Consider the following 23,986-nt stretch of genomic DNA (forward strand, 5'->3'; position numbering starts at 1 on the left):
TGGCTCACAGATCTCGCGCCGCCCGTGGGTCCCGGCCACGATCGAATCCGGGACGCCCCCCGGACACCGGGCAGGCCGCCCCACCATCCGGCTCAGTCACCGGATCGCACCGGAACTGACGACGCACCACTGGGGCCACCGGGCCCCGAAGGAGATGCGTAGACGATGACAACGCTGTCGGAACGAATATCCCAGTCAGCCTTCGACGGCTCGCGGCTTCGGGTCGTGCTGCTTCTGGATCTCCACGAGGGAGCCCAGCAGCGCTTCATGGAAGCCTATGAGCACCTGCGCAATCAGGTCGCGTCCGTCCCCGGGCACATCAACGACCAACTGTGCCAGTCCATCGAGAACCCCTCGCAGTGGCTCATCACCAGTGAGTGGGAGAGCGCACCGCCCTTCCTCGCCTGGGTCAACAGCGAGGAACACGTCAAGATGGTCCAGCCGCTGCACAGCTGTGTGCGCGACACCCGGTCGCTGCGCTTCAGCGTCCTGCGCGAGACCTCGAACATCGCCAGCCTCGCCCCCGAGCCCCCCAAGGGCCGGCTGCAGGCCAACCCCCGCGTCGGCGACGGCGTCGTCCGGCACGCACTGACCTTCACCGTGAAGCCGGGCAGCGAATCGATGGTCGCGGAGATCCTCGCCGGCTACACCTCCCCGGAGGCCCGGGTCGACGACACCACGCGGCTGCGCCGCACCTCCCTGTTCATGCACGGCAACCGCGTCGTGCGCACGGTGGAGGTACAGGGCGACCTGGTCGCGGCGCTGCGTCACATCTCCCAGCAACCCGAGATCCGGGCCGTCGAGGAGGCCGTCAACCCGTATCTGGAGCAGGACCGCGACCTCAGCGACCCGAACTCCGCCCGGGTGTTCTTCACCCGCGCTGCGCTGCCCGCGGTGCACCACGTCGCGGCGAGCGGGCAGCAGCCCGACGGCATCCGCCGGCACGCGCTGTTCTACCCCGCCAAAGAGGGGTGCGGGATGGCCCTGGCCAGGATGCTGGCCCACCAGGACGAGCTGGCCGCGGACGACCCGCAGTGCCCCATCACCGGCAGCACCGTCTTCCAGCGCGACGACGTGGTGGTCCGGCTCATCGATCTGCGGATCCCCCTCGACAGCGATCCCATGCTGGCGCTGGGTGTCCGCGGTCCCCGCAAGACGGCGGTGCTGCGGCGCCTCCTCGACACCGATGTGGCCGGCGGTCTGTCGAACGACCGCGAGGTGGCGCACTTCCTCGAGCGCTCCGACATGGCCCTCATCACCGACCGCTGGGCGCCGGACGCCTGAGCGCACCCGCCCGCAGCAGGTCCCGTTCCCCCTCAACCGCCGGCCCCACGCCCCTGGAGGAATCAGCCATGACCACGCACCGCCCACGCATCGTGGACCTCAGCGAGACCCAGCCCAACCGCCGGCGCGGAGGTGATCTGCGCGCCATGCTGACACCCAGCGCGGTGGGCGCCACGAGCGGCTTCATGGGCATGGCACTCGTCCAGCCCGGCGAGCGCATCGGCGAGCACTACCACCCGTACTCCGAGGAGTTCGTGTACGTCGTCCAGGGCGCGCTCGAAGTGGACCTCGACGGCGAGGCGCACCCGCTGCGCCCGGACCAGGGTCTGCTGATTCCCCCTTATATGCGGCACCGCTTCCGCAACGTGGGGGACGTGGAGGCCCGGATGGTCTTCCACCTCGGTCCGCTGGCCCCGCGCCCCGAGCTCGGGCACGTCGACACCGAGGGCACGGAGGAGAGCACCCCCGCCGCACCGCCCGAACGCACGGAGCCGGTGTCATGACCCGCCGCGTGGCGGTCACCGGCGTCGGTATCGTCGCGCCCGGCGGTGTGGGGGTGCCCGCCTTCTGGGACCTGCTGTCCGCCGGACGTACGGCGACCCGTGGGATCACCCTCTTCGACCCGGAGGGGTTCCGCTCACGTATCGCCGCCGAGTGCGACTTCGATCCCGCGGCCCACGGTCTGAGCAGCGAGCAGGTGGCCCGCTCGGACCGGTACGTCCAGTTCGCCATGGTCGCCGCGAGCGAGGCGCTGCGCGACGCCGGGCTGGACGCCGGGGCGGAGGATCCCTGGCGCATCGGGGTGTCCCTGGGCACCGCCGTCGGCGGCACCACGCGGCTGGAACACGACTATGTCGCCGTCAGCGGCCACGGGCAGCGGTGGGATGTCGACCACCGTCCGGCCGGCCGCTATCTGGAGCGGGCGTTCTCCCCGAGTTCGCTCGCCTCCGCGGTGGCCGAACAGGTCGGCGCGCACGGGCCGGTGCAGACCGTCTCCACGGGCTGCACCTCCGGCCTCGACGCCATCGGCTACGCCTTCCACTCCATCGAGGAGGGCAAGGCCGATGTGTGCATCGCCGGTGCGTCCGACTCACCGATCTCCCCGATCACGGTCGCCTGCTTCGACGCCATCAAGGCGACCTCCCCCAACAACGACGACCCCGCCCATGCCTCACGGCCGTTCGACGCGAATCGCGACGGGTTCGTGATGGGTGAGGGCGGCGCCGTCCTCGTGCTGGAAGAGCTGGAGCACGCCCGCGCCCGCGGTGCGCGCATCCACTGCGAGATCCGTGGCTATGCCACCTTCGGCAACGCCTACCACATGACCGGCCTGACCCAGGAAGGCCTGGAGATGGCCGAGGCGATCAACCGGGCCCTGGCCCACGCCAGGCTCGACGCCACTCAGGTGGACTACGTCAACGCCCACGGCTCGGGCACCCAGCAGAACGACCGGCACGAAACGGCTGCGGTCAAGCGGTCGCTGGGCGAACACGCCCGCAAGATCCCGATGAGTTCCATCAAATCCATGGTCGGCCACTCACTGGGGGCCATCGGCGCGATCGAGATCGTGGCCTGTGTGCTGGCACTCACGCACCAGGTGGTGCCGCCGACGGCCAACTACGAGACTCCGGACCCCGAGTGCGACCTCGACTACGTGCCCAAGACGGCACGGGAGCTGCCGCTGCGTTCGGTGCTCTCGGTCGGCAGCGGGTTCGGTGGTTTCCAGTCAGCGGTGGTACTGACCCAACAGGGTGGGAGGGCAAGATGAGCTCCCCGAAGGAACGTCGCTCCGTCGTCACCGGCATCGGCGTCATCGCCCCCAACGGGGTGAGCACCGAGACCTTCTGGAAGGCGACCGTCGAGGGCATCAGCGTCCTCGACCACGTCACCCGGGACGGGTGCGAACATCTGCCGCTCAAGGTCGCGGGCGAGGTCCGCGGCTTCGAACCGGGGGATCTGATCGAGGAGCGCTACCTCGTCCAGACCGACCGGTTCACGCACTTCGCCATGGCGGCGGCCAACCTCGCGCTGGACGACGCCCGGATGGGCCGCGCCGACTACAACGACTCACCGTTCGCGGTGGGAGTCGTCACGGCCGCCGGATCGGGCGGCGGTGAGTTCGGCCAGCGGGAGCTGCAACGGCTCTGGGGCCAGGGCTCCCGTTACGTCGGCCCGTACCAGTCCATCGCCTGGTTCTACGCGGCGAGCACCGGCCAGATCTCCATCCGCGGCGGCTTCAAGGGGCCGTGCGGAGTGGTGGCCAGCGACGAGGCCGGCGGCCTGGACGCGCTGGCGCATGCCGCCCGCACCATACGGCGCGGCACCGATGCCGTCGTCGTGGGCGCCGCGGAGGCACCGCTGGCCCCCTACTCGGTCGTCTGCCAGCTCGGCTACGACGATCTGAGCCGGCTCGACGATCCGGCCCGCGCCTACCGCCCGTTCACCAGCGGTGCGTGCGGATTCGTGCCCGCCGAGGGCGGCGCGATGCTGATCGTCGAGGAGGAGGCGGCCGCCGTCGACCGCGGGGCGAGTGTCCGGGCCGTGCTGGCCGGGCATGCCGCTACCTTCACCGGGGCCTCCCTGTGGGAGGAGTCCCGGGAGGGGCTGGCGCATGCGATCCGCGGTGCACTTCAGGACGCGCGGTGCGCCCCGGAGGAGATAGACGTGGTGTTCGCCGACGCGCTCGGTGTCCCTGCGGCCGACCGGGCCGAGGCGCTGGCGCTCGCGGACGCCCTGGGGCGGCACGCCGCGCAGGTCCCGGTGACGGCACCCAAGACCGGTACCGGCCGGGCGTACTGCGGTGCCCCCGTACTGGACGCCGCGGCCGCGGTGCTCGCCATGGAGCACGGCGTCGTGCCGCCCACCCCCAACGTCGTCGACGTCTGCCATGACCTCGACGTGGTGACCGGCCGGGCCCGCCCCGGCGAGTTGCGGACGGCGTTGGTGCTGAGCCGGGGACTGATGGGCTCGAACGCGGCAATGGTGCTGCGGCAGGGCTCCGGGTCCCCCTCGTGAGAAGGAGAACCCCGCATGAACGCTCAACTGACGCTCAATGAGCTGGCCGCGCTGATGAAGTCCGCGGCCGGCCTCACCGTCGATCCGAAGGAGCTGGCGAACCGGCCCGACGCGACCTTCGCCGAGTTCGGTCTGGACTCGCTCGGCCTCCTCGGCATCGTGGGTGAGCTGGAGAACCGGCAGGGCCGGCCGATGCCGACCGACGCCGAGCGCTGCAAGACGCCGCGCGACTTCCTCGACCTCATCAACACCGCCCCCGAATCCGTTCCTACGACAGGAGCCTGACATGTCCGGCCACACCGAGAACGACATCACCATCGCGGCGCCCCTCGACCTCGTCTGGGACATCACCAACGACATCGAGAACTGGCCGCAGCTGTTCAGCGAGTACGCCTCGGTCGAGGTGCTCTCCAGGGAGGGCGACAAGACCACCTTCCGGCTGACGATGCACCCGGACGACAACGGCACCGTCTGGAGCTGGGTCTCCGAGCGGACCGTCGACCGCAAGGCCCGCACGGTGCGCGCCCGCCGCGTGGAGACCGGCCCCTTCGCGCACATGGACATCCACTGGAAGTACGCCGAGATCCCGGGCGGCACGTCGATGCACTGGACCCAGGACTTCGCGATGAAGCCCGATGCGCCGGTCGACGACAAGGGCATGACCGAGCTCATCAACCGCAACTCCCGGATCCAGCTGGAGCTCATCCGGGACAAGATCGAACAGCGGGACCGCGAGCGTCGCTCCGCCACCGTCAGCTGACGGCCCGCCAGGCCGCGTCCGGACCGCCACCCGGCGGCAATGAAGGGACCCCCCTGATGCATCACGCTTTGATCGTCGCCCGCATGGCACCCGGCTCCGCCCCGGACATCGCCGAGGTCTTCCGGGTCTCCGACCGTACGGAGCTGCCCCACCTGGTCGGGGTCAAGCGGCGGACGCTCTTCCAGTTCGGTGACGTGTATCTGCACCTCATCGAATCCGACCGGCCGCCCGGCCCGGAGATCGCCAAGGTGGCGGAGCACCCCGAGTTCCGCAACGTCAGCGAGCGGCTCTCCGCCTTCGTCAGCGCCTACGACCCGGAGACCTGGCGCAGCCCCAAGGACGCACAGGCCCAGCAGTTCTACAGCTGGCAGTGCGAGGGCAGCGGCTGACGCGTACGCGGCGCCGGGGTGATCCCCCGGCTTCCGCGCCGGCCCGGGCAGGGGCGAGGTCGCCTGGTGAGGAGCAGTCTCCTCGCCAGGCGACCTGCCGTTCCTGCCAGGGCTCATTCGGGGACGGTGCACTCGAAGGCGTGCAGATACGGGTTGACGACCCGGAGCTCGCCGACCTTCAGTCCGGCGTCCGTCATCCGGCTCACCAGGCTGCCCCTGGTGTGCTTGGCGCCGCCGACGTTGAGGAGCAGCAACAGGTCCATCGCCGTGGTGAACTTCATCGAGGGGCTGTCGTCGACGAGGTTCTCGATGATCACGACGCGGGCGCCGGGGCGGGCGGCCCCGACCACGTTGTGCAGCGTGCGGCGGGTGCTCTCGTCGTCCCACTCCAGGATGTTCTTGATGATGTAGACATCGGCCTGGACGGGGATCTCCTTCCGGCAGTCACCGGGCACGATCCGTACCCGCGAGGCGAGCGGGCCGCCGTCCCGCAGCCGGGGGTCCGGGTTCGCCACGACGCTGGGCAGATCGAGCAGGGTGCCCTGCATCGCGGGGTACTTCTCCAGCAGACTCGCCAGGACGTGCCCCTGGCCACCGCCGATGTCCGCCACCGACGACGCCCCGGTCAGATCGAGCAGCTGGGCGATGTCCTGCGCCGACTGCTTGCTGGAGGTCGTCATCGCCCGGTCGAAGACCTCGGCGGACTCCGGTGCGTCCTGGTGCAGATACTCGAAGAAGCCCTTGCCGTAGAGGCCGTCGAAGACGTTGCGGCCGGAGCGCACCGCCTCGTCGAGCCGCGGCCAGGCGTCCCAGGTCCACGGCTCGGTGCACCACAGGGAGATGTAGCGCAGGCTGTGGGGGTTGTCCTCGCGCAGCAGCCGGGACATGTCCGTGTGGACGTACTTCCCGTCGTCGGTCTCCGCGAAGATTCCGTAGCAGGACAGGGTGCGCAGCAGCCGCTCCAGCGGCCGCGGCTCGGCGCGTACCGCGGTGGCCAGTTCCTCGGCGGTGGTGGGCCGGTCGCCGAGCGCATCGGCGACGCCGAGGCGCGCCGCCGCCCGTACGGCCGCCGCACACGCGGCGCCGAAGATCAGCTCACGCAGCTGCATGGCCGGCTGGGGGGTGGGACTTACGGTGGTCATTCCGCCTCTATTCTCCCGTTGACGACGGGTGCATCCTGTGCTCCCGGTGCGGCCGTGGGCACAGTCCGGCCGGCTGCGAGGTACGGCACACATTCCGGAGGAACCGGTTGTGCCGGCCGGCGCGGTCCCGGTTGGCCAGGTCCACGGGCTTGTTGCGCAGCACGATGTTGTCGCTGATGACATTGCGCTCGTTGAGCGACTTCACGAAGCTGGGGAAGAGCACGACGCCGCCGGAGAACGGGGAGGCGCCGCGGTTCTCGCGGATCAGGTTGTGCCGCACCAGCGCCTGCTCGGTGCCGGTGAGGAGGATGCCGACCCCCTGGATGAACGGCAGGCGGCCATTGGCGGGGCAGTGCTTGTTGTTCTTGACGATGGTGTTGTCCCGTACCGTCAGCGCGCCGGCCCGGGGGCGGGACTCGTCGCCGACGATGAAGATGCCGCCGCAGTTCCCGGAGATGCCGTTGTGGGCGACCGTCAGGTTCCGGACGCGCTGGAGGGTGATGCCGATCCGGTTGTGGGACAGCCGGTTCCCGGTGATCGTGGCGCCCCGGTTGTCGGTGGCGCCGCCCTCTTCCCCGACGACGTTCGCCAGGTAGATGCCGGAGTCGCCGTTGCCGGTGACGGTGTTGTCCCGGATCGCCGCGCGGGTGGACTTCTCCTGCGCGATGCCCCACACGCCGTTGTGCCGCGCGGTCACCTCGTGCACCGTCAGCCAGTCGGTGCGGGAGGCCCAGACACCGGTCTTCCGGAAGCCCTGGACGGTCAGCCCGTGGAGCGTGACGTCATGCAGCCGCCTGCCCCGCTCACCGATGATGCAGATGCCGTTGCCCTCGCGTCCACAGGCGTTCTGGGCCCGCTTGCCGGACGGGCCGAGCACCGTCCTGCGGCCCGCGCCGATCAGGCGCAGCCGCGGCTTGGTGATCAGCACGCTGCCCCGGTAGTGACCGGGCCGGATGAAAATGGTGTCGCCCGGCCGGGCCCTGTTCACCGCCTGCTGGATCGATTCGCCGGGGTGGACGACGTGGTATCCGGCCGGTTCGCTCGGTGCGGCCGCGCCCAGTCCGCCGACCAGCATCGCGGCGACGCAGCTCAGGTATTTCATCTGTCGTAGCGCCATGAGGCGAAGCTATGGGCGATCATGCTCGCTCGCCACATGTGGTGAGCCGTTGATGACGGTGGGTACGGCGGCCGGTGTACGACACGCCGTCAGGTCCGGTGCCCGGCCGGGCACCGGACCGCCCATCAGGGCCGGTCAGCGGGGTCCCGCTGGCACTCGTCGCCGGTGCGGAACGCCTCGCCGCACGGCGCGGAACCGGCGGACGGGGAATCAGCTGACCGGGTATCGGACCGTGCGCCGGACCGGGTATCGGACGGAGCGTCGGGGCGGGCATCGGGGCGGGCGTCGGGGCCGGTGTCCGACGGGGCATCAGCCGGCCCGTCCGGCCACACCTCGGTCAGGAATGCCGCGAGGCTGGTCGGCAGAAACCACGGTCGGGCGCGGAAAACGGTCACGGAGGAACAACGCGCCAGGCCCGGCCGACGACACCGGCCCGAGGGCAGCGGGCCTGCTTGATCACCCCAACGGCCGCGGGGGAGGCGGCCGCGGCGCCCCGAACGGACCGGAGGGCCCGGCCGGCCGAGGACGCCGGGCCGCTGCCCCCTGGACCCGCAGGGTCAGCCCGCCCGCTCCGCCGCGCTGCGCTCCACGCAGAACTCATTGCCCTCGATGTCGGCCAGCGTCGCCCACCCGGTCCCGTCGGCCCGGCGGTGGTCGGCCACCAGGGTCGCGCCGAGCGCCAGCAGCCGCTCGACCTCCTCGTCCCGGCTCCGGTCCTGCGGCTGCAGATCCAGATGCACCCGGTTCTTCACGGTTTTGCCCTCGGGCACCGTGAGGAACAGCAGCGCACCGCCCGCCGCCGTGACCGTGGCCTCCGGATCGCCCGGCAGATCGTCCTCGGCCAGCGATCCGCCCAGCACCTGTGCCCAGAAGCAGGCCAGACGATAGGCGTCGGTGCAGTCGATCGTGGTGTGCCGTACCCATGAAGTCATGGACGTGACTATGCGGTTGAGGGGCGGAGCTGTCCATCGGAATCGTCCTGCACGGAACGCCGCCCGCGCGGTTCCGGCGTCCGCCTTCCGCAATTACCATGAGGGGAGCAGCCGTTGAGCCGGACCGTGGCCGGCGGCGACCCGGCGGGGGCGCACCCGGGCGCCGGGAACATCCCGGGCAGGAGGTGTGTCCGGCACACCCCTGCAAGCCGCCCGTCCCCGTCGTCTACAGTTGCAGAATTCCGCAATTCAACAGATGACGCGACGGCCGGTCGGCCTGAACGCGGAGGACATGCGTGGGCGGTTTCGCCGAATCGGTAAGGGAACGAGTGCGCGTGACGCGGTCCGCGCCCCGTCCCGGGGACGGGGCGCAGCGGTGAACGGTGCCTGTGTTCCGCCGTGTCCGGCCGAGGTCGGCGCACTGCTCGCGGTCGACGGCGTGGGGGCGGCCTCGTGATCCGCCCGCTCCGTCCCCGGCACGGTGACCGGACCGGAACCCTCCGCTCGTCCTGCGACGGAAAAGGGTGAGCGCTGATGTCCGGCGCAGCAAGGCGTAAGGGGCCGCCGCCGTGGCGGGCGGTCCGCTCCCGTACCTGCATACCCACGCCCTCCGGGCACGGCACCGTACGCCCCTGCCGCGGGCAGCCGCCCGGACGGGGACCGCTGCGCACGGCACCCGGCCACGGCCGGGCCTGCCCGGAGAGCGCCGTACCTCGCGCCACCTCCGCGCGCTGCGGCATCCAGCGCTCCCGTACGGCCGCGGTCCGGCCCGGAACCCAGCTGGCGCGGCTGCCCGGCGCGGTACTGCTCACCCACCGGGCCCCCCGGCACAGCCTGTGGCGACGGGTGTTGCTCCACATCGTCGTCACCCAGCTCCTGCTGCTCTTCCTGGCGATGGTTATTTATTTGGGGCGGCACGCCGGGACGTGACGGACCACGCGGGTACGTGCCGCGCACGGACCGCCGACACGGTCGTCGCGCCCGCCCGCTCCCTGACCCGCCACAGCCACGCGACATCACGCCCGAACGACCACACCAGGAGCGCCAGCGCCACCGCCACCGCCGCGGCCGCCGAGTCCCTGGGCAGGATCCCGGCCCCGGCCACCACCAGCACGACGCCTTGCAGCGCCGCCACGGTCTTACGGGCCATGCTGTGCGGCAGCGCCCCGCGCAGCCACGGCAGCACCCAGGAGGCCGCGACGAAGGCGTACCGCATGAGGCCGATGGCCAGTACCCAGGCGCCCAGCGGCAGCGCGAGGTGGATACAGAGCACCAGGATCAGGAAGGCGTCGACCTCCATGTCGAAGCGCGCCCCGAGCGGGGTCGCCGTCCCGGTGTGCCGCGCCACCTTCCCGTCCACGCCGTCCAGGACCAGCGCCACGGCGGCGAACGCGATCAGCACCGCGACCGGTACGTGCCGGCCGAAGGAGTCCGCGACCATCGCCGTCACGCCGCCGACCAGGATGGTGCGGGCCAGCGTGACGCGGTTGGCCGGGCCGAACGTCAGGGTCCACGACCGGCGCACCGCGACGGTGAGGACGGCCCAGGTGGCCACCGCGAAGACCAGACCCGTCAGCCAGCCCACCATGCTCAGGCCGACCGCGCGGCACAGCACCTCCAGCAGCAACAGCTGCACGCCCATTCCTGCCGTAATGTCCGGTCCGAACGGCCTTGTGTCGTAGCGCTCTTGTACGGCCACCATGCCTCCCGTGACGTGTGGCGGACTCGAAGGGTGTTGCGTATCGTGACGGCGTCCCCATGATCCCCAGCATTGTTGAACCATCCGCGTAGCGTCCAGGAGGATCCCTATGCCGCGCGTCGCTTGTGCCTTTTGGCTAAGCGTTTCAGGCCAGGGCGAAATCCGGACGGTGCCGGTCCCGGAGCCCCGGGGCGACGAAGTCCTGGTGCGCACGGTCTGCTCCGGTGTGAGCCGTGGCACAGAGACACTGGTCTTCCGCGGCGGTGTCCCGGAGAGCCAGCACACCGTGATGCGGGCGCCGTTCCAGGAAGGCGACTTCCCCGCACCCGTCAAGTACGGCTACCTCAACGTCGGAGTCGTCGAGCAGGGGCCGTCCGCCCTGCTGGGCCGCACGGTCTTCTGCCTCTATCCGCACCAGACGCACTACGTCGTCCCGGCGAGTGCGGTCACCCCGGTACCGGACTCCGTCCCCGCCTCGCGTGCCGTCCTGGCGGGCACGGTCGAGACCGCGGTGAACGCCCTGTGGGACGCCGCGCCGCTGGTCGGCGACCGGATCGCGGTGGTCGGTGCGGGCATGGTCGGCTGCAGCGTGGCCGCGGTCCTCGCCCGCTTCCCCGGCGTCCGGGTACAGCTGGTCGACGCCGACCCCGCACGGGCCGCCACCGCCAAGGCGCTGGGGGTGGACTTCGCGCTGCCGCAGGACGCCTTGGGCGACTGCGACCTGGTCGTCCACGCCAGCGCCACCGAGCAGGGGCTGGCCCGCTCGCTCGAACTCCTCGCCCCGGAAGGCACCGTCATCGAGCTGAGCTGGTACGGCGACCGGCAGGTCAGCCTGCCGCTGGGGGAGGCCTTCCACTCCCGCCGGCTGGTCGTGCGCAGCAGTCAGGTGGGCGCGGTCTCCCCGGCCCGGCGCGCCCGTCGTACCTTCGCCGACCGCCTGGCACTCGCCCTCGACCTGCTCGCCGACCCCGCCTTCGATGCGCTGATCACCGGCGAATCCGCCTTCGAGGACCTGCCGCGGGTGATGCCCCGGCTCGCCTCCGGCGACCTCCCCGCGCTGTGCCACCGCATCCGGTACACCCCGGCGGACGGCTAGGCCGCGGTCCCCGCCCCGTGGACCGCCTTGAATTCGCCCTCTCGCGACACCGTCACTGAGACCGACATCACACCGGAGGAACGGCCTTGTTCAGCATCACCGTCCGCGATCACCTGATGGTCGCCCACAGCTTCCGTGGCGAGGTCTTCGGACCCGCACAGCGTCTGCACGGCGCGACCTTCCTCGTGGACGCCACCTTCCGTCGGCCGGAGCTCGACGACGACAACATCGTCGTCGACATCGGCCTGGCCACCCGGGAACTCGGGGCCGTGGTCGGGGAACTGAACTACCGCAACCTCGACGACGAGCCCGCCTTCGCCGGCATCAACACCTCGACGGAGGCCCTGGCCAAGGTGATTGCCGACCGGCTCGCCGACCGCATCCAGGCGGGCAACCTCGGCGAGGGCGCCCGCGAGCTGACCGGGATATCGGTCACCCTGCATGAATCCCACATCGCCTGGGCGACCTACGAGCGCACTCTGTGACCCGCACCGGCACCACGGCGACGGCGGAGCGCGTGGTGCATATGGTCCTGCCCGGCGACGTCGACGATCCGGCGGCGCCCAGCGGCGGCAACACCTACGACCGCCGGGTGTGCCGCGAACTCCCGGCGGCGGGCTGGCGGGTGCACCCGTACGCCGCGCACGGAAGCTGGCCGCGGCCGGACGCCGCCGCCTGCGTGGGGCTGGCGCAGCATCTGGCGCAGCTGCCGGACGACGCCGTGGTCCTGCTCGACGGACTGGTCGCCTGCGGGGTCCCGGAAGTACTCCTCCCCGAGGCGGACCGGCTGCGGCTCGCCGTCCTGGTCCATCTGCCGCTGGCCGACGAGACCGGGCTCGATGCCGCCGTGGCGGCGGAGCTGGACGCCCGCGAACGCCGCACGCTGCACGCCGCGGGGGCCGTGGTGGCCACCAGCGACTGGGCCGCCCGCCGGCTCGTCGCGCACCACGGGCTGCCCGCCGCGCGCGTCCATGTCGCCAGGCCGGGGGCCGACGCGGCGCCCGCCGCGTCCGGCACCGACGGCGCCACCGGACTGCTGTGTGTCGCGTCGGTCACCCCGCGCAAGGGCCAGCACCTCCTGGTGGAGGCGCTGGCGGAGGTCGCCGAGCTGCCCTGGAGCTGCACCTTCGTCGGCGGGCTCGGCCGCGACGCCGGCTACGCCGGTCAACTGCGCCGCCGGGTGACGGAGTTGGGCCTCGACGACCGGATCACCTTCACCGGGCCGCGGGCCGGCGCCGAGCTGGACGCCCACTACGCCGCCGCCGATCTGCTGCTGCTCGCCTCGTACGCCGAGACCTACGGCATGGTCGTCACCGAGGCGCTGGGGCGCGGGATTCCGGTGCTGGCCACGGACGTGGACGGCGTACCGGAGGCGGTCGGCCGGGCTCCGGACGGCAGTGTGCCCGGTCTCCTGGTACCGCCCGGACGGCCGACGGCGCTCGCCGGTGCGCTCCGTGACTGGCTCGGGGATCCGCAACTGCGCGGCCGGCTGAGGGAAGCGGCGCGCGGGCGGCGTGCCATGCTGGAGGGGTGGGAGATGACGTCGCACAGTCTGGCCGGGACGCTCGAACGGCTTCGGCACGAGCCCCGGAGCGCACGATGAACGCCCCTGACCGGCCCCGATTCGCCCCTGACTGGCTGGAGTTGCGCGAGCGCGCCGATGCCGCAGCGCGCGCACCGGAACTGCTGCGTCCGCTGCGCGAACGGCTCTCCGCGCAGTCGGCCGAGGCCGGCCCGGACGGCACCCGGGGGCTGGTGATCCGTGACCTCGGCTGTGGCACCGGCTCGATGGGGCGCTGGCTCGCCGTCCGGCTGCCCGGGCCGCAGCACTGGATCCTGCACGACCACGACCCCCTGCTGCTGGAGCACGCCGGGGCGCGAATGCCGGTAACCGCCGCCGACGGCACGCCCGTTGAGGCCACGACCGCGCGCGGCGATCTGGCCGACCTCAGCGCCGCCGACCTCGCCGGCACCTCGCTGGTGACCGCCTCCGCGCTGCTCGACCTGCTCACCCGCGAGGAGGTGGAGGACCTCGCCGAGGCCTGTGTCCGCGCGGGCTGCCCGGTGCTGCTGGCCCTCTCCGTCGCCGGACGGGTCGAACTGACCCCGTCCGATCCCCTCGACGTCGAGATCGCCGAGGCCTTCAACGACCATCAGCGCCGTACGGACCAGGGCCGCGCGCTGCTCGGTCCGGATGCGATCGCGGCGGCGGTCGCGGCGTTCGAGCGGCGCGGTGCTACGGTCCTGGTCCGGTCCAGTCCCTGGCGGCTCGGCTGTGTCGAGTCGGCGCTGATCGCCGAATGGCTGCGCGGCTGGGTCGGCGCCGCGCACGCCCAGCGCCCGGATCTGGCGCCCGAGGCCGTCGCCTATCTGCGCCGCCGGCTGGAGGAGTGCGCGGCGGGCGACCTGAACGTCGAGGTGTACCACACCGATCTGCTGGCGCTGCCCCGGCCCGTGTCCGGGAGCGCGTGATGGACCGGTCCCGCTGGGCGGCGTGGCTCAGGATGCTCGCGGGGCTGGGCATCCTGGTGGCGCTGGTGTGGCATCTGGGATCCGACGCCTTCGTGTCGGGCCTGCGCCGGATCGACGCCGCCACACTGCTGGCCGGGCTCGCCATCGGCCTGCTGACCACGGTGTGCAGCGCCTGGCGCTGGTCGTTGGTGGCCCGCGGTCTCGGACTGCGGCTGCCGCTGGGCCGGGCCGTCGCGGACTACTACCGGTCCCTGTTCCTCAACGCGGCCCTGCCCGGCGGCGTGCTGGGCGATGTGCACCGCGCGGTACGCCACGGCCGCACCTCCGGTGATCTGGGCCGCGGCGTGCGTGCAGTGGTTCTGGAACGCACCGCGGGCCAGCTCGTCCTGCTCGTCGCGGGGGCGGCGGTGCTGCTCGTCCGGCCCTCCCCGGTGCTGGCGCCGGTCGTCCGCGTCCTCACCTCGCCCGCCGTCGCGCTGTCCGTGGCCGCGGTGGCCGTGCTGCTGACGGCGGCCGCCCTCAGGCTGCGGGCGCGGCGGGGTGCCTCGCGGGCCGAACGCGCCGTCCGCGGCATGCTGGCCGAGGTACGGCAGGGCCTGCTCGGCCGGGGGGTGTGGCCCGGTGTCGCGCTCTCGTCCGTGGCGGTCCTGACGGGCTATCTCGGGATGTTCGTGCTGGCCGCCCGGGTGGCCGGAGCCACCGCGCCGATCGCCGAACTGGTGCCGCTGGTGGTGCTGGCGCTGCTGGCGATGGCGCTGCCGCTGAACGTCGGCGGCTGGGGCCCACGCGAAGGCGTCGCCGCGTGGGCCTTCGGCGCCGCCGGACTAGGCGCGGCGCAGGGGCTCACCACCGCCGTGATCTACGGCGTGCTGGCTTTCGTGGCGAGCCTGCCCGGCGCCGCGGTCCTGCTCGTCCGCCGCTCCGTCACCCGGCGCGGCGAGCGGCCGCAGGTCGAGCTCGAAGAGCGTGTCCTCGCCGAGCAGGGCGCGCCGCAGCGGCGGGCGTAGCGCCTCCCGCATCACCGGCGTTCCGGGAAACCGCAGCCCGGGGACGCCGTCGCCGAGCAGCACCGGCGCGACCGTGACGTACAGCCGGTGCAGCGCCCGGTCCTGCAGGAACCGCGACACGGTGACCCCACCGCCCTCGATCAGCACCCGGCCCAGCCCGCGCGCCGCCAGCGCGGCCAGCAGACGCTCCGGCTCGAAGGCCGCCGCATCCGGCAGCACCAGCACATCGACCCCGACGGGCCGGGACGCGGGGGCGACGTCCGGCCCCACCACCCAGAGCGTCGGCGCGGCCCCATCGGTGAACACCCCACTGTGCAGCGGCACCCGGCCCCGCGGATCGAGCACCACCCGCACCGGATTGTTCCCGGTACAGGCGCGCACGGTCAGCCGCGGATCGTCCGCCACCGCGGTGCCCGCGCCGACGAGTACCGCATCGGCGAGCGCGCGCAGCCGGTGCAGATGGCAGCGGTCCTCCGGGCCGGTGACGAAGTCGGCATCGCCCGTACGCGTCGCGATGAAGCCGTCCAGGCTCTGCCCGAGCTGGGCGAACGCGACCCGGGGGCCGGCCAGGCACAGCGGCAGATAGCGGGCGGTGAGCTCCATGGCCTCAGGGGTGGCGGGCAGCCCCCACCGCAGCCCGCCGTCGCCGTCGGCCACCATCCCGGCGGCGTGCGCCGCGGCCGTCGTTCGGATGTCCCGCAGCCGGTCCCAGGCGGCTGCCGCGTCGAGTTCCTCAGTCATCGGCCGGTGCCCCCGCCCCGAAGAGTGCGGCATATTCGCCGAATGTCTCGGTCAGCCCGGCCAGCAATTCCCGCCCCTTCCGGGCGGATGCCAGTGACGGCCGTCCGATGACTCCGGATTCGGTATAGGCCGACATGCCCAGCGTCAGGAGGTGCTTCCGGTCATCGGCGACACAATCCGCCGATTCATAGCCTTCCTTGACCAATTCGGGATGGGCGTGCAGCAGAATGGACGTCTCGGCCTCTCCCGCATGCATATCGGTGTGCCCGGACGTCTGCACCCCGGCCCGCGCGCGTGCCCGGTCCCAGTCGGCCGATCCGGGGAACAACGCCATCCGCACACCGCGCCCGGCGGATTCCTGAACGACATTGCGCAGCACGTAATTTCCGCCGTGCCCGTTGACGAGAATGAGGGTGTCGATACCGGACCGGCGGAGCGAATCGGCGATGTCCGTGACGACCGCATGCAGGGTGCGCGCCGAAATGCTGACGGTCCCCGGCCAGGCGGCGTGTTCGTGGGAACAGGACACCGTCAGCGGCGGCAGCAGCTGGACGGGATGGGCGGCCGCCAGCTCCCTGGCGATGGTGCAGGCAATCACCGTGTCGGTGGCCAGCGGCAGAAAGGCGCCGTGCTGCTCGAAGCTGCCGATGGGCAGCACGGCCATCGCCGGCTGCCGCGCCCGTACGTCCTCGGTGGTGTCGGCCGGCCACGGGCCGGGGGGCGAAGTCGGGTGTCCCGAAGCGGTCATGGTGTGCTGCGGCCTTTCGTCACTGACTCACCGAGTCATGGACTTCGCAGCATACTTGTTGTGTTCTGATGACTCCTGACGATCATTTCCTCACGCGGGTACGATCCACGCCATGATGGACCCCGACGACGATGCCGTGCGCAACCTCCGTGTCGCTTTCGACGATGCCCTGGGCCAAAAACCGGGCGTGGAACGGGTGGTGGAGGTCCGGCTACCCACCACATACGGCGAATTCCGCGCCGTCGGTTATCTCGACCACCGCAGCGGCATCGAGCAAGTGGCGCTGGTCCACGGCGATGTAGCCGGCGAGCTGACGCTGGCCCGGATGCATTCGGAATGCCTGACCGGTGATGCCTTTGCGTCCACCCACTGCGAATGCGGCGACCAATTGTCCGCGGCCCTGCGCGCGATCGTGGCGGAAGGACGCGGCATTCTGGTCTATCTCCAGGGCCACGAGGGCCGCGGTATCGGCCTGTTGGCCAAGCTCCAGGCGATGAAGCTGCAGGAGGGCGGGCTGGACACGGTGGAGGCGAATATCGCGCTCGGGCTGCCCGTCGACGCCCGCGACTACGGCGCCGCGGCCGAGATACTGCAGGACCTGGGCGTGCGGTCGGTGCGGCTGATGTCGAACAATCCGCGCAAGCGCGAGGCGCTGGTGCGGCACGGTATCCCGGTCGCCGAACAGGTCCCGCTGCTGATGCCGCCCCGTGCGGAGAACATCCGCTACCTCCGCGCCAAACGGGAGCGCCTCGACCACGATCTGCCGCATCTGGACGGCATCACCGGGCTGTCCTGACGCGACCGGACGGTACGGGCAGGTGGCCTTGCATGCCACGAGGGAGGGCCACGACCGTGTGGTCGCGGGCCCTCCCTCGGTGATCCGGTCGGCCGGGGCCGCCGGATCAGGAAGCGGCGGCTGCCGCCCTCTCGGCCGCGGCGGCTTCCTGCCGTGCCGGCAGGACACGCTCCGCGAGATGACCGAAGACCAGCCCGAAGGCCGTCCACAGCACCAGTTGGATGGCGATCGCCGACAGCCGGAACTGCCAGAGCAGCGTGGCGGAGAAGTCGGCGGGCACCTCGTTGACGGCCGGCAGGAACGCATAGGCGAGGCCGACGGCCACCACGAACGCGGCGCCGGCCGCGACCGTGGCGTGCCAGTTGCCCAGCGTCGGAGCCAGCCGCCGTCCGAGGATCGTGGCGGCGACGGCCAGCAGGACGCTGAGCACCATCATCAGGAAATACAGGGTGGTGCGGGTGCCGATGGTGTCGGGGTCACCGACGGACGGCGGGTTGGCCGGGTACTTCAGGAACGGTACGAGGTAGACGGCCAGCAGCGCCGCTCCGGAGAGCAGCACTGCCGTGGCCCGGGCACCGAACCGGCCGATCCGCCCCAGCGCGAAGCAGAAGGCCAGCGCGGCGATCCCGCCCAGCGCCACGCCGTAGACCAGCACGCCGGTCGCCAGCCCCGCAGTGGACTGCAGACCTCGGCTGACGACCTCCATCTCGTGTTCGTGGCTGTGTGCTTCCTCGAACGCGATGGCGGCGTCCACCTGCGGTTCGCCCAGCAGAAAGGCGGCGACCAGGGCCAGGACACCGGCTGCCAGACCGGCGAGCATCCCGCGCACCAGAAGGGCTCTGATGGTGACGGAGTTCATGGAGGCGGCGTCCGATCAGTGGCAGGGGAAACCGAGAAGATGGCGCCCGTCGTGGACCCACTCGTGGACTTCGGTACCGGAGAGCAGTGAGGTCGCGCCCTGCTCCGCGCCGATGAAGTACAGCAGCACGAGCATCAGGACGCCGAAGAACAGCGCCCAGGGGGCAAGGGCCTTGAGGGGGAGCGGGGCGGGGGTGACGGCGCCGGTGGCCGGGGGTGCGATGGTCTGAGCCATGGCAGAACCTCCTGTGCGGGGAACTCGCGTCCCTTGTCGGTGGAGTGCTGACGACATGCCGGGTCTGGCTCGCCCGGTCCCGGCCCTGCTGGGCTGGTGAAGACCGGACATACAGTGGCGCGACCGCGCCGGGATCCCACCGGCTTCCGTCATGTCGTCGTCAATATCATCGGGAAGGTACCGCGGACCGACCGCCGGGCCAAGGCCCCCGAGGGGGCGGAGAGGCGCAGGACAGGGCGCGCCGGACCGTCAACTCCCTTGTGGTATCGAGAGGTTGCCGTCGCGGGCAGCAAGCGGAAGAAGAGGTCATGACAACTCGGGTGATGTTGGTCTCAGCGGCCGCGGGTTTGGCTCAGCGTGAGGTGCGCTTCGACGACGACGGCCCGTTGAGCGAGGCCGGGCGGCGCCGGGCCCGGGCCGCCGCCGGCGCGCTGCCGCCTGTCGAGCGGAGCATGGTCTCGCCCTCGGTCCGGTGCCGGCACACCGCCGAGGAGCTCGGGCTGGCGGTCCGGTCCGTGCCGGAGCTGGCGGGCTGTGCGATGGGTGCCTGGCGCGGCCGGACCCTGGCCGAGGTCGCCGACGGGGATCCGGCCGCGGTGTCCGCCTGGCTCTCGGACCCGGACTTCGCGGGACACGGCGGGGAGTCGCTGCGGCAGCTGTGCGCGCGGATCGCGGGCTGGCTGGCGCGGACGGCCGGGGACGGGGGCCGGGTGCTGGCCGTCGTCGAGCCGGACGTCGTCCGTGCCGCGGCGGTGTGCGCCCTCCGCGTCCCCGAGGAGGCCTTCTGGCGGCTGGACGTTCCGCCGCTGACCGTGACCGAGCTGAGCGGCCGCGACGGCCGCTGGAATCTGGGGCTGGGGAAGACGCTCGACCGCAGGTGAGGGCGGTGCGACGGCACTGGTTCACAATTCATCTGTCCCCTCATCTACACATAAAGGCGACATAAGCGCAGAATAAAAAGTGCGTGGTCCTATGCCGCGCGGAAACGGCCAGCTTGCGAACGAAGGAGGCGAGTCGCATGGCCGACGTCTCACACCACAGGGGAGATCTCGCCGGTCACCCCGATGCATCGGAGATGCAGGCCCGGTACGACCGGGTACTCGGCGGGCGGGACGTGGTACTCGTCGACGGACCGGTGTTCCTGGTCGGCCTGTACTGCGCGGTCTCGCCGTGGGTCCTCCACTTCACGGCCGCACAGCCGGCGCTCGTGACGCACAACCTCATCCTCGGTATCGCGATCGCCCTGCTGGCGGTCGGCTTCACGGTGACCCCGGAGCGGATGTACGGCCTGAGCGGCGCGATGTGCGCGATCGGTGTGTGGATGATCATCTCGCCCTGGATCGTCGGCAGCGCTCCGGACGCGGGTGTCATCTGGAACAACATCGTCGTCGGCGCCCTGACGTTCCTGCTGGGCGCGATGTGTGTTGCCGCGGCGTCGAAGAGCCGCCGCGCCACCTGAGACGCGCTCCCCACGGGGGCGTGTGACAAGCCGCCGACCGTACGCCCCTCGGGGCGAGCCGGCCGGCGGCTGTGCGTGCGGGCGCGCCGGGCCCCCGGATTCCCCGCCGCCGCAGCGTCATCAGGGCCGCGTCCGGGTGCGGTGAGGGGGCGCGCCCCCTGCCGGGGCCGCCCGCCCGCACGCATGCGGTAACCGGGTAAATTCGGTTAAATCGGTTGCATGGGTCCTCCGACTGTGGCCCCTCGCCCCGGAGAGGTGGCGTCCCGTGACCGCTGTGCCCGTGGATGATCACGAAGACTTCGCCGACGCCGACCGCGGCTTCATCGCGGCGCTCGACCCGCCCGAGATCACCATGGACGACGGCCGGGTGGTCTGGAACGCCGAGGCCTACGCCTTCCTGGCCGGCAACTGCCCCGACACCGCGCACGAGAGCCTGTGGCGGCAGGGCCGGCTGGTCAGCCGGCAGGGTCTGTACGAGGTCACCGACGGCATCTACCAGGCGCGCGGTCTGGACCTGGCCAATATGACGCTGGTCGAGGGCGACCACGGTGTCATCGTCATCGACCCGCTCCGCTCCGCCGAGACCGCCGCCGCGGCCCTGGAGCTCTACCGCAAGTACCGCGGCGACCGGCCGGTCACCGGCCTGATCTATACCCACTCGCACGTCAACCACTTCGGCGGGGCCCGCGGCGTACTGCCGCACGGCCACCACCCCGTGCCCGTCCTCGCGCCGGCCGGCTTTCTCGCGCACGCGGTCAGCGAGAACATCGACGCCGGCGTCGCGATGGCCCGGCGCGCCGTCTACCTGTACGGAACCGGGCTCCCCAAGGGGCCGGACGGCCAGATCGGCTGCGGTCTGGGCACCGCCCCCTCCACCGGCACCATGACCCTCATCCCGCCGACCGTGGACATCACCAGCACCGGCCAGGAGGAGATCGTCGACGGCATCCGTACCGTCTTCCAGCTCACCCCCGGCACCGAGGCCCCCGCCGAGATGAACTTCAGCCTCCCGGCACATCAGGCGCTCTGCCTGGCCGAGAACGCCACCCACACCCTGCACACCGTCCTGACGCTGCGCGGCGGCGCGGTCCGCGACACCCGGGCCTGGGCCCGCTATCTGGGCGAGGCACTGGCCCTGTTCGGCGACGAGGCGGAGGTCGCCTTCGCCTCCCACCACTGGCCGACCTGGGGCAAGGAACGTGTGGCGGCCCTGCTGGCCGGGCAGCGCGACCTGTACGCCTATCTGCACGACCAGACGCTGCGGCTGCTCAACGAGGGGCTCACCGGCACCGAGATCGCCGAGGAGCTGCGGCTGCCGCCCGAGCTGGAGCGGGCCTGGGCCCACCACGGCTACTTCGGCTCGCTCAGCCACCACGTCCGGGCGATCTACCAGCGCCATCTGGGCTGGTTCGACGGCAACCCCGCCCATCTGTGGGAGCACCCGCCGGCCGAGCAGGCCCGACGCTACGTGGACACCATGGGCGGCATCGAGGCCACGGTGGACGCGGGCAAGCGGTACGCCGCCGACGGCGATCTGCGGTTCGCCGCCACCCTGCTCAACCACGCCGTCTTCGCCGACCCCCACAACCTCCGCGCCCGGCGCGCCCTCGCCCTCGTCTACGAACGGCTGGGCCACGGCTGCGAGAACGGCGCCTGGCGCAACTTCTACCTCACCGGTGCGAGCGAACTGCGCGGCACCCTCGCCGAGGCCTCGCCGGACACCGCCGACCCCGAGCTGGCCCGGGCCCTGACCGTCGATCAGCTCCTCGACTCGCTCGCCATCCGCATCGACGGCCCCCGCGCCTGGTCCACCGCCCTCACCCTCGACCTCTACCTCCCCGACGAGGACCGGACCTGGCATCTGACGCTCTCCCACGGCGCCCTCACCCACCTCAGCTCGCCCGGCGCGCCCACCCCGGCCAAGGAGCGCACCCCGGACCTCACGCTGACCCTCACCAAGCCGCAACTGCTCGACCTGCTCGCCGGCCACGAACCGGGCGAGCGCGCACAGGACGGCGAGACCGGCGCACTGCACGAACTCCTCGGCCTCCTCAGCACCCCGCGCCCCAACTTCCCCGTCGTCACCCCCTGACGACCCGTCCGCGGGGCGGTCCGTCAACCTCGTGCCCCGGCGCGCTGACACCACCGGACTCCTCGGTACGCCGCGGCTGGGGCAAACTGGGCCGGTGGTGAGCAACATTCCCGAGGAGTCGACCACCTTCATCGGTCGACGAGCTGAACTGCACCGGATCGGCAACGACTTGACGGAGCACCGGCTGGTCACCCTGACCGGTCCCGGTGGTGTGGGCAAGACCCGGATCGCGATGCGGGCCGCGCGCGCGGCGGCGCCCCGCTTCCGCGACGGGGTCTGCTGGGCCGATCTGTGGCCCCTGCAGGGTGACGGCCGGCTGGTGGCCGGCGTCTGCGATGCCGTAGGGCTGGCGGACCACTCGGCGCGGACCCCGGTGGCGGCCTTGTGCGAGTGGCTCGCGGACAGACGGCTGCTGCTGGTGCTGGACTCCTGTGAGCATCTCGTCGAGGCCTGCCGCGACCTCTTGGGCGATCTGCTGACCGCCGCCCCGGGCGTGACCGTCCTGGTCACCAGCAGACAGCCGCTGGACATCGTCGGCGAGTGGACCACCGAGATCGGACCGCTGTCCTGCACCGGCGACAACGACGCGCTGGCCCTGTTCACCGAACGGGCCGGCACCGCGGCCCCCGGCCGGCGGCTCACCGCCCCGCGCAGCGTCGCGGCCGCCGCCGCCATCTGCCGGCGCCTCGAAGGCATCCCGCTGGCCCTGGAACTGGCCGGTGCCCAGCTGGCGCACAGCTCCGTCGAGCGCATCGCCGCCCGTCTCACCTCCCGCTTCGACGCCCTCGACGGTGACGGCCCGGTGCAGCCGCCGCGGCACCGGACCCTGCGCTGCGCCATCGGCTGGAGCCATGAGCTGTGCGCCCCGCTGGAGCGGCTGCTGTGGGCCCGGCTGTCCGTCTTCCGGGGTACCTTCGACGAGGAGTCCGCGAGCGCCGTGTGCGCCGGCGGGCCGCTCACCGGACCGGGGGTGCGCACCGCGCTGGCCGGGCTGGCCGCCAAGTCGGTGCTCAGCCGCGAGGGCTCCCGCTTCCGCATGCTCGACACCCTGCGCGAGTACGGCCGGATGTGGCTGGCCGAACTCGCCGAGTCCAGGACCCTCGCCGACCGGCACGCCGCCCACTTCGCCGCCCTCGGCCGCCAGGCCGAGCAGGGCTGGCTGGGCCCCGAACAGCTCGCCTGGTACCGCCGGATCGCCGACGCCCACGTCGACCTGTGCACCGCACTGGACCACTTCCTGGCCACCGATCCGGAACAGGCCCAGGAACTCGGCGCCTCGATCGGGTTCTTCTGGAGCTGCTGCGGCCATCTGCACGAGGCCCGCGACTATGTGGCCCGGGCCCTCGCCGCCCATTCGGGCCCGGGCCCGGCCCGCACCAGGGCGCTGTGGACGCTGGGCGTCGCCGTGCTGCTGCAAGGCGAGCTGGCCTCCGCCGAGGCCCTGGGCCGGGAGTGCGCGCGCGCCGCGCGGGAGTCCCGGGACACGGAGGCGGTGCTCCAGGCGGGCTATCTGATCGGCCTCACCCATCTGATGGCCGGCCGCCCGATGTCCGCGCACACCGTCGTGGCCCAGGTGCTCGGCCCGCCGCCGCACGCCCCGTTCGACTCTCCAGGGCGGCTGCGCTGTCACCTCGTACAGATCTTCGCGCTCACCGGTCTGGGCCGGCTCGCCGAGGCCCGCGCCGCGGCGACCGCCCTGCGCCGCGGCTGTGAGCAGCGCGGGGAGTACTGGACCCGCTCCTACACCGACTACCAGCTCTCGCTGATCTCGCTGTTCCAGGACCGGCCCCAGGAGTCGGCGGAGCACGCCCGGGCGATGCTCGCGGCCAAGCAGGGCATCGGCGACAAATTCGGGATCGCGCTCGGCCTGGACCTGCTCGCGGCCGCGGTGGCGGCCCAGGGCGACGGCGCGGCCGCCGCCCGCGTGTCCGGCAGCGGCCAGGCCGTCTGGCGCACCGTCGGGCACCCCCAGCGCGGCACCCCGGAACTGCGTGCGGTGCGCGCGCAGTGCGAACAGCGGGCCCGCGCCGCGATCGGCGACGAGGCGTATGCGGACGCCTTCCACCAGGCCAGCGAGGAGGGCCCGGGCACCGCCCTGCCCCGGATCCTGGCGGGCGACCTGTGAGGACCGGCGACGGCCCCCG

The 23,986-nt window shown here is 72.1% G+C and carries 25 protein-coding genes and 1 pseudogene; 18 read left to right on the plus strand and 8 right to left on the minus strand.

Going from position 1 to position 23,986, the window contains the following annotated elements; genetic code table 11:
• Positions 1-165: 165 nt before the first annotated feature.
• The 7 genes from CPH93_RS31415 (at position 166) to CPH93_RS31445 (ending at position 5,448) form a co-directional block, all read left to right on the plus strand.
• Positions 166-1,284 (plus strand): SchA/CurD-like domain-containing protein, encoded by a 1,119-nt coding sequence (locus CPH93_RS31415; RefSeq protein ID WP_093481894.1) that lies wholly within the window; start codon positions 166-168, stop codon positions 1,282-1,284.
• A gap of 68 nt (positions 1,285-1,352) precedes the next feature.
• Positions 1,353-1,787: a cupin domain-containing protein gene (locus tag CPH93_RS31420; RefSeq protein WP_093481893.1), complete on the plus strand. Its 435-nt coding sequence runs from the start codon at positions 1,353-1,355 to the stop codon at positions 1,785-1,787.
• Entirely contained in the window at positions 1,784-3,052 is a 1,269-nt protein-coding gene (locus CPH93_RS31425; protein ID WP_093481892.1) for a beta-ketoacyl-[acyl-carrier-protein] synthase family protein, read from the plus strand. Before CPH93_RS31420 ends, CPH93_RS31425 begins: the two co-directional genes overlap by 4 nt.
• Complete coding sequence (locus CPH93_RS31430; protein ID WP_093481891.1) at positions 3,049-4,299, plus strand: beta-ketoacyl synthase N-terminal-like domain-containing protein; 1,251 nt, start codon at positions 3,049-3,051, stop codon at positions 4,297-4,299. The genes CPH93_RS31425 and CPH93_RS31430 overlap by 4 nt, the downstream gene beginning before the upstream one ends.
• Positions 4,300-4,314: 15 nt before the next feature.
• On the plus strand, positions 4,315-4,584 hold the full coding sequence (locus CPH93_RS31435; protein WP_093481890.1) for an acyl carrier protein: 270 nt from the start codon (positions 4,315-4,317) through the stop codon (positions 4,582-4,584).
• A gap of 1 nt (position 4,585) precedes the next feature.
• Positions 4,586-5,059, plus strand: coding sequence for an SRPBCC family protein (locus CPH93_RS31440; protein WP_093481889.1), 474 nt, complete (start codon positions 4,586-4,588; stop codon positions 5,057-5,059).
• Between the two features lie 56 nt (positions 5,060-5,115).
• Positions 5,116-5,448, plus strand: coding sequence for a TcmI family type II polyketide cyclase (locus CPH93_RS31445; RefSeq protein WP_096214770.1), 333 nt, complete (start codon positions 5,116-5,118; stop codon positions 5,446-5,448).
• 113 nt (positions 5,449-5,561) lie between these two features.
• On the opposite strand, the gene CPH93_RS31450 is transcribed toward CPH93_RS31445, so the two are convergent.
• The 3 genes from CPH93_RS31450 to CPH93_RS31460 form a co-directional block, all read right to left on the minus strand.
• Complete coding sequence (locus CPH93_RS31450; RefSeq protein ID WP_093481887.1) at positions 5,562-6,590, minus strand: methyltransferase; 1,029 nt, start codon at positions 6,588-6,590, stop codon at positions 5,562-5,564.
• 7 nt (positions 6,591-6,597) lie between these two features.
• The gene (locus tag CPH93_RS31455; protein ID WP_093481886.1) at positions 6,598-7,707 is read right to left on the minus strand and encodes a right-handed parallel beta-helix repeat-containing protein; all 1,110 of its coding nucleotides are present in this window, start codon (positions 7,705-7,707) and stop codon (positions 6,598-6,600) included.
• Between the two features lie 557 nt (positions 7,708-8,264).
• Positions 8,265-8,639: a VOC family protein gene (locus CPH93_RS31460; protein WP_093481885.1), complete on the minus strand. Its 375-nt coding sequence runs from the start codon at positions 8,637-8,639 to the stop codon at positions 8,265-8,267.
• A 534-nt stretch (positions 8,640-9,173) separates the two neighbouring features.
• Between CPH93_RS31460 and CPH93_RS31465 the strand changes: the two genes are divergently transcribed.
• Entirely contained in the window at positions 9,174-9,569 is a 396-nt protein-coding gene (locus CPH93_RS31465) for a hypothetical protein (protein ID WP_093481884.1), read from the plus strand.
• Here CPH93_RS31465 and CPH93_RS31470 read toward each other — a convergent pair.
• Positions 9,538-10,341, minus strand: a complete 804-nt coding sequence (locus tag CPH93_RS31470; protein ID WP_443031412.1) for a CDP-alcohol phosphatidyltransferase family protein — start codon at positions 10,339-10,341, stop codon at positions 9,538-9,540. The two genes, CPH93_RS31465 and CPH93_RS31470, sit on opposite strands and share 32 nt — an antisense overlap.
• 106 nt (positions 10,342-10,447) lie before the next feature.
• Between CPH93_RS31470 and CPH93_RS31475 the strand changes: the two genes are divergently transcribed.
• From CPH93_RS31475 to CPH93_RS31495, 5 genes are all read left to right on the plus strand, one after another.
• Positions 10,448-11,434 carry a zinc-dependent alcohol dehydrogenase gene (locus tag CPH93_RS31475; RefSeq protein WP_096214771.1) on the plus strand — a complete coding sequence of 329 codons (987 nt, stop codon included), beginning with the start codon at positions 10,448-10,450 and terminating at the stop codon, positions 11,432-11,434.
• 86 nt (positions 11,435-11,520) lie between these two features.
• Positions 11,521-11,919, plus strand: coding sequence for a 6-pyruvoyl trahydropterin synthase family protein (locus tag CPH93_RS31480; protein WP_093481881.1), 399 nt, complete (start codon positions 11,521-11,523; stop codon positions 11,917-11,919).
• Entirely contained in the window at positions 11,916-13,037 is a 1,122-nt protein-coding gene (locus CPH93_RS31485; protein ID WP_093481880.1) for a glycosyltransferase family 4 protein, read from the plus strand. The genes CPH93_RS31480 and CPH93_RS31485 overlap by 4 nt, the downstream gene beginning before the upstream one ends.
• Complete coding sequence (locus CPH93_RS31490; RefSeq protein ID WP_093481879.1) at positions 13,034-13,906, plus strand: class I SAM-dependent methyltransferase; 873 nt, start codon at positions 13,034-13,036, stop codon at positions 13,904-13,906. Before CPH93_RS31485 ends, CPH93_RS31490 begins: the two co-directional genes overlap by 4 nt.
• Entirely contained in the window at positions 13,906-14,913 is a 1,008-nt protein-coding gene (locus CPH93_RS31495) for a lysylphosphatidylglycerol synthase transmembrane domain-containing protein (protein ID WP_173909919.1), read from the plus strand. Before CPH93_RS31490 ends, CPH93_RS31495 begins: the two co-directional genes overlap by 1 nt.
• Positions 14,914-15,015: 102 nt before the next feature.
• Here CPH93_RS31495 and CPH93_RS37060 read toward each other — a convergent pair.
• Together CPH93_RS37060 and CPH93_RS31505 are read right to left on the minus strand one after the other, a co-directional pair.
• Positions 15,016-15,687 (minus strand): annotated as a pseudogene (locus CPH93_RS37060) (RibD family protein); the annotation flags it as partial.
• Positions 15,647-16,402, minus strand: coding sequence for a creatininase family protein (locus tag CPH93_RS31505; protein ID WP_093481877.1), 756 nt, complete (start codon positions 16,400-16,402; stop codon positions 15,647-15,649). The gene CPH93_RS31505 and the pseudogene CPH93_RS37060, both read right to left, overlap by 41 nt.
• Positions 16,403-16,517: 115 nt before the next feature.
• On the opposite strand from CPH93_RS31505, the gene ribA reads away from it, so the two are divergent.
• Positions 16,518-17,198, plus strand: a complete 681-nt coding sequence (gene ribA / locus CPH93_RS31510) for a GTP cyclohydrolase II (protein ID WP_093488411.1) — start codon at positions 16,518-16,520, stop codon at positions 17,196-17,198.
• Between the two features lie 106 nt (positions 17,199-17,304).
• Here ribA and CPH93_RS31515 read toward each other — a convergent pair whose 3' ends face one another.
• Together CPH93_RS31515 and CPH93_RS31520 are read right to left on the minus strand one after the other, a co-directional pair.
• Positions 17,305-18,057 carry a CbtA family protein gene (locus tag CPH93_RS31515; protein ID WP_093481876.1) on the minus strand — a complete coding sequence of 251 codons (753 nt, stop codon included), beginning with the start codon at positions 18,055-18,057 and terminating at the stop codon, positions 17,305-17,307.
• Between the two features lie 15 nt (positions 18,058-18,072).
• Positions 18,073-18,291, minus strand: coding sequence for a CbtB domain-containing protein (locus CPH93_RS31520; RefSeq protein WP_006606524.1), 219 nt, complete (start codon positions 18,289-18,291; stop codon positions 18,073-18,075).
• 308 nt (positions 18,292-18,599) lie between these two features.
• On the opposite strand from CPH93_RS31520, the gene CPH93_RS31525 reads away from it, so the two are divergent.
• From CPH93_RS31525 to CPH93_RS31540, 4 genes are all read left to right on the plus strand, one after another.
• Entirely contained in the window at positions 18,600-19,172 is a 573-nt protein-coding gene (locus tag CPH93_RS31525) for a histidine phosphatase family protein (RefSeq protein WP_093481875.1), read from the plus strand.
• 137 nt (positions 19,173-19,309) lie between these two features.
• On the plus strand, positions 19,310-19,750 hold the full coding sequence (locus tag CPH93_RS31530; protein WP_093481874.1) for an SPW repeat protein: 441 nt from the start codon (positions 19,310-19,312) through the stop codon (positions 19,748-19,750).
• Between the two features lie 265 nt (positions 19,751-20,015).
• Positions 20,016-21,842 carry an alkyl/aryl-sulfatase gene (locus CPH93_RS31535; RefSeq protein ID WP_173909920.1) on the plus strand — a complete coding sequence of 609 codons (1,827 nt, stop codon included), beginning with the start codon at positions 20,016-20,018 and terminating at the stop codon, positions 21,840-21,842.
• A 94-nt stretch (positions 21,843-21,936) separates the two neighbouring features.
• On the plus strand, positions 21,937-23,967 hold the full coding sequence (locus CPH93_RS31540) for an ATP-binding protein (protein WP_096214773.1): 2,031 nt from the start codon (positions 21,937-21,939) through the stop codon (positions 23,965-23,967).
• Positions 23,968-23,986: the final 19 nt, after the last annotated feature.

This window comes from Streptomyces sp. 2323.1 (genome assembly GCF_900221035.1).
GTDB lineage: Bacteria > Actinomycetota > Actinomycetes > Streptomycetales > Streptomycetaceae > Streptomyces > Streptomyces sioyaensis.

Excerpts from the sequence above, each read along its gene's own strand:
- CPH93_RS31455 (WP_093481886.1), bottom strand. The coding sequence starts at position 7,707 with ATGGCGCTACGACAGATGAAATACCTGAGCTGCGTCGCCGCGATGCTG.
- CPH93_RS31465 (WP_093481884.1), top strand. The coding sequence starts at position 9,174 with ATGTCCGGCGCAGCAAGGCGTAAGGGGCCGCCGCCGTGGCGGGCGGTC.
- CPH93_RS31435 (WP_093481890.1), top strand. The coding sequence starts at position 4,315 with ATGAACGCTCAACTGACGCTCAATGAGCTGGCCGCGCTGATGAAGTCC.
- CPH93_RS31445 (WP_096214770.1), top strand. The coding sequence starts at position 5,116 with ATGCATCACGCTTTGATCGTCGCCCGCATGGCACCCGGCTCCGCCCCG.
- CPH93_RS31470 (WP_443031412.1), bottom strand. The coding sequence starts at position 10,341 with ATGGTGGCCGTACAAGAGCGCTACGACACAAGGCCGTTCGGACCGGAC.
- CPH93_RS31530 (WP_093481874.1), top strand. The coding sequence starts at position 19,310 with ATGGCCGACGTCTCACACCACAGGGGAGATCTCGCCGGTCACCCCGAT.
- CPH93_RS31415 (WP_093481894.1), top strand. The coding sequence starts at position 166 with ATGACAACGCTGTCGGAACGAATATCCCAGTCAGCCTTCGACGGCTCG.
- CPH93_RS31520 (WP_006606524.1), bottom strand. The coding sequence starts at position 18,291 with ATGGCTCAGACCATCGCACCCCCGGCCACCGGCGCCGTCACCCCCGCC.
- CPH93_RS31525 (WP_093481875.1), top strand. The coding sequence starts at position 18,600 with ATGACAACTCGGGTGATGTTGGTCTCAGCGGCCGCGGGTTTGGCTCAG.
- CPH93_RS31505 (WP_093481877.1), bottom strand. The coding sequence starts at position 16,402 with ATGACCGCTTCGGGACACCCGACTTCGCCCCCCGGCCCGTGGCCGGCC.
- CPH93_RS31420 (WP_093481893.1), top strand. The coding sequence starts at position 1,353 with ATGACCACGCACCGCCCACGCATCGTGGACCTCAGCGAGACCCAGCCC.
- CPH93_RS31495 (WP_173909919.1), top strand. The coding sequence starts at position 13,906 with ATGGACCGGTCCCGCTGGGCGGCGTGGCTCAGGATGCTCGCGGGGCTG.
- CPH93_RS31515 (WP_093481876.1), bottom strand. The coding sequence starts at position 18,057 with ATGAACTCCGTCACCATCAGAGCCCTTCTGGTGCGCGGGATGCTCGCC.
- CPH93_RS31475 (WP_096214771.1), top strand. The coding sequence starts at position 10,448 with ATGCCGCGCGTCGCTTGTGCCTTTTGGCTAAGCGTTTCAGGCCAGGGC.
- CPH93_RS31425 (WP_093481892.1), top strand. The coding sequence starts at position 1,784 with ATGACCCGCCGCGTGGCGGTCACCGGCGTCGGTATCGTCGCGCCCGGC.
- CPH93_RS31430 (WP_093481891.1), top strand. The coding sequence starts at position 3,049 with ATGAGCTCCCCGAAGGAACGTCGCTCCGTCGTCACCGGCATCGGCGTC.
- CPH93_RS31440 (WP_093481889.1), top strand. The coding sequence starts at position 4,586 with ATGTCCGGCCACACCGAGAACGACATCACCATCGCGGCGCCCCTCGAC.
- CPH93_RS31490 (WP_093481879.1), top strand. The coding sequence starts at position 13,034 with ATGAACGCCCCTGACCGGCCCCGATTCGCCCCTGACTGGCTGGAGTTG.
- ribA (WP_093488411.1), top strand. The coding sequence starts at position 16,518 with ATGGACCCCGACGACGATGCCGTGCGCAACCTCCGTGTCGCTTTCGAC.
- CPH93_RS31460 (WP_093481885.1), bottom strand. The coding sequence starts at position 8,639 with ATGACTTCATGGGTACGGCACACCACGATCGACTGCACCGACGCCTAT.
- CPH93_RS31450 (WP_093481887.1), bottom strand. The coding sequence starts at position 6,590 with ATGACCACCGTAAGTCCCACCCCCCAGCCGGCCATGCAGCTGCGTGAG.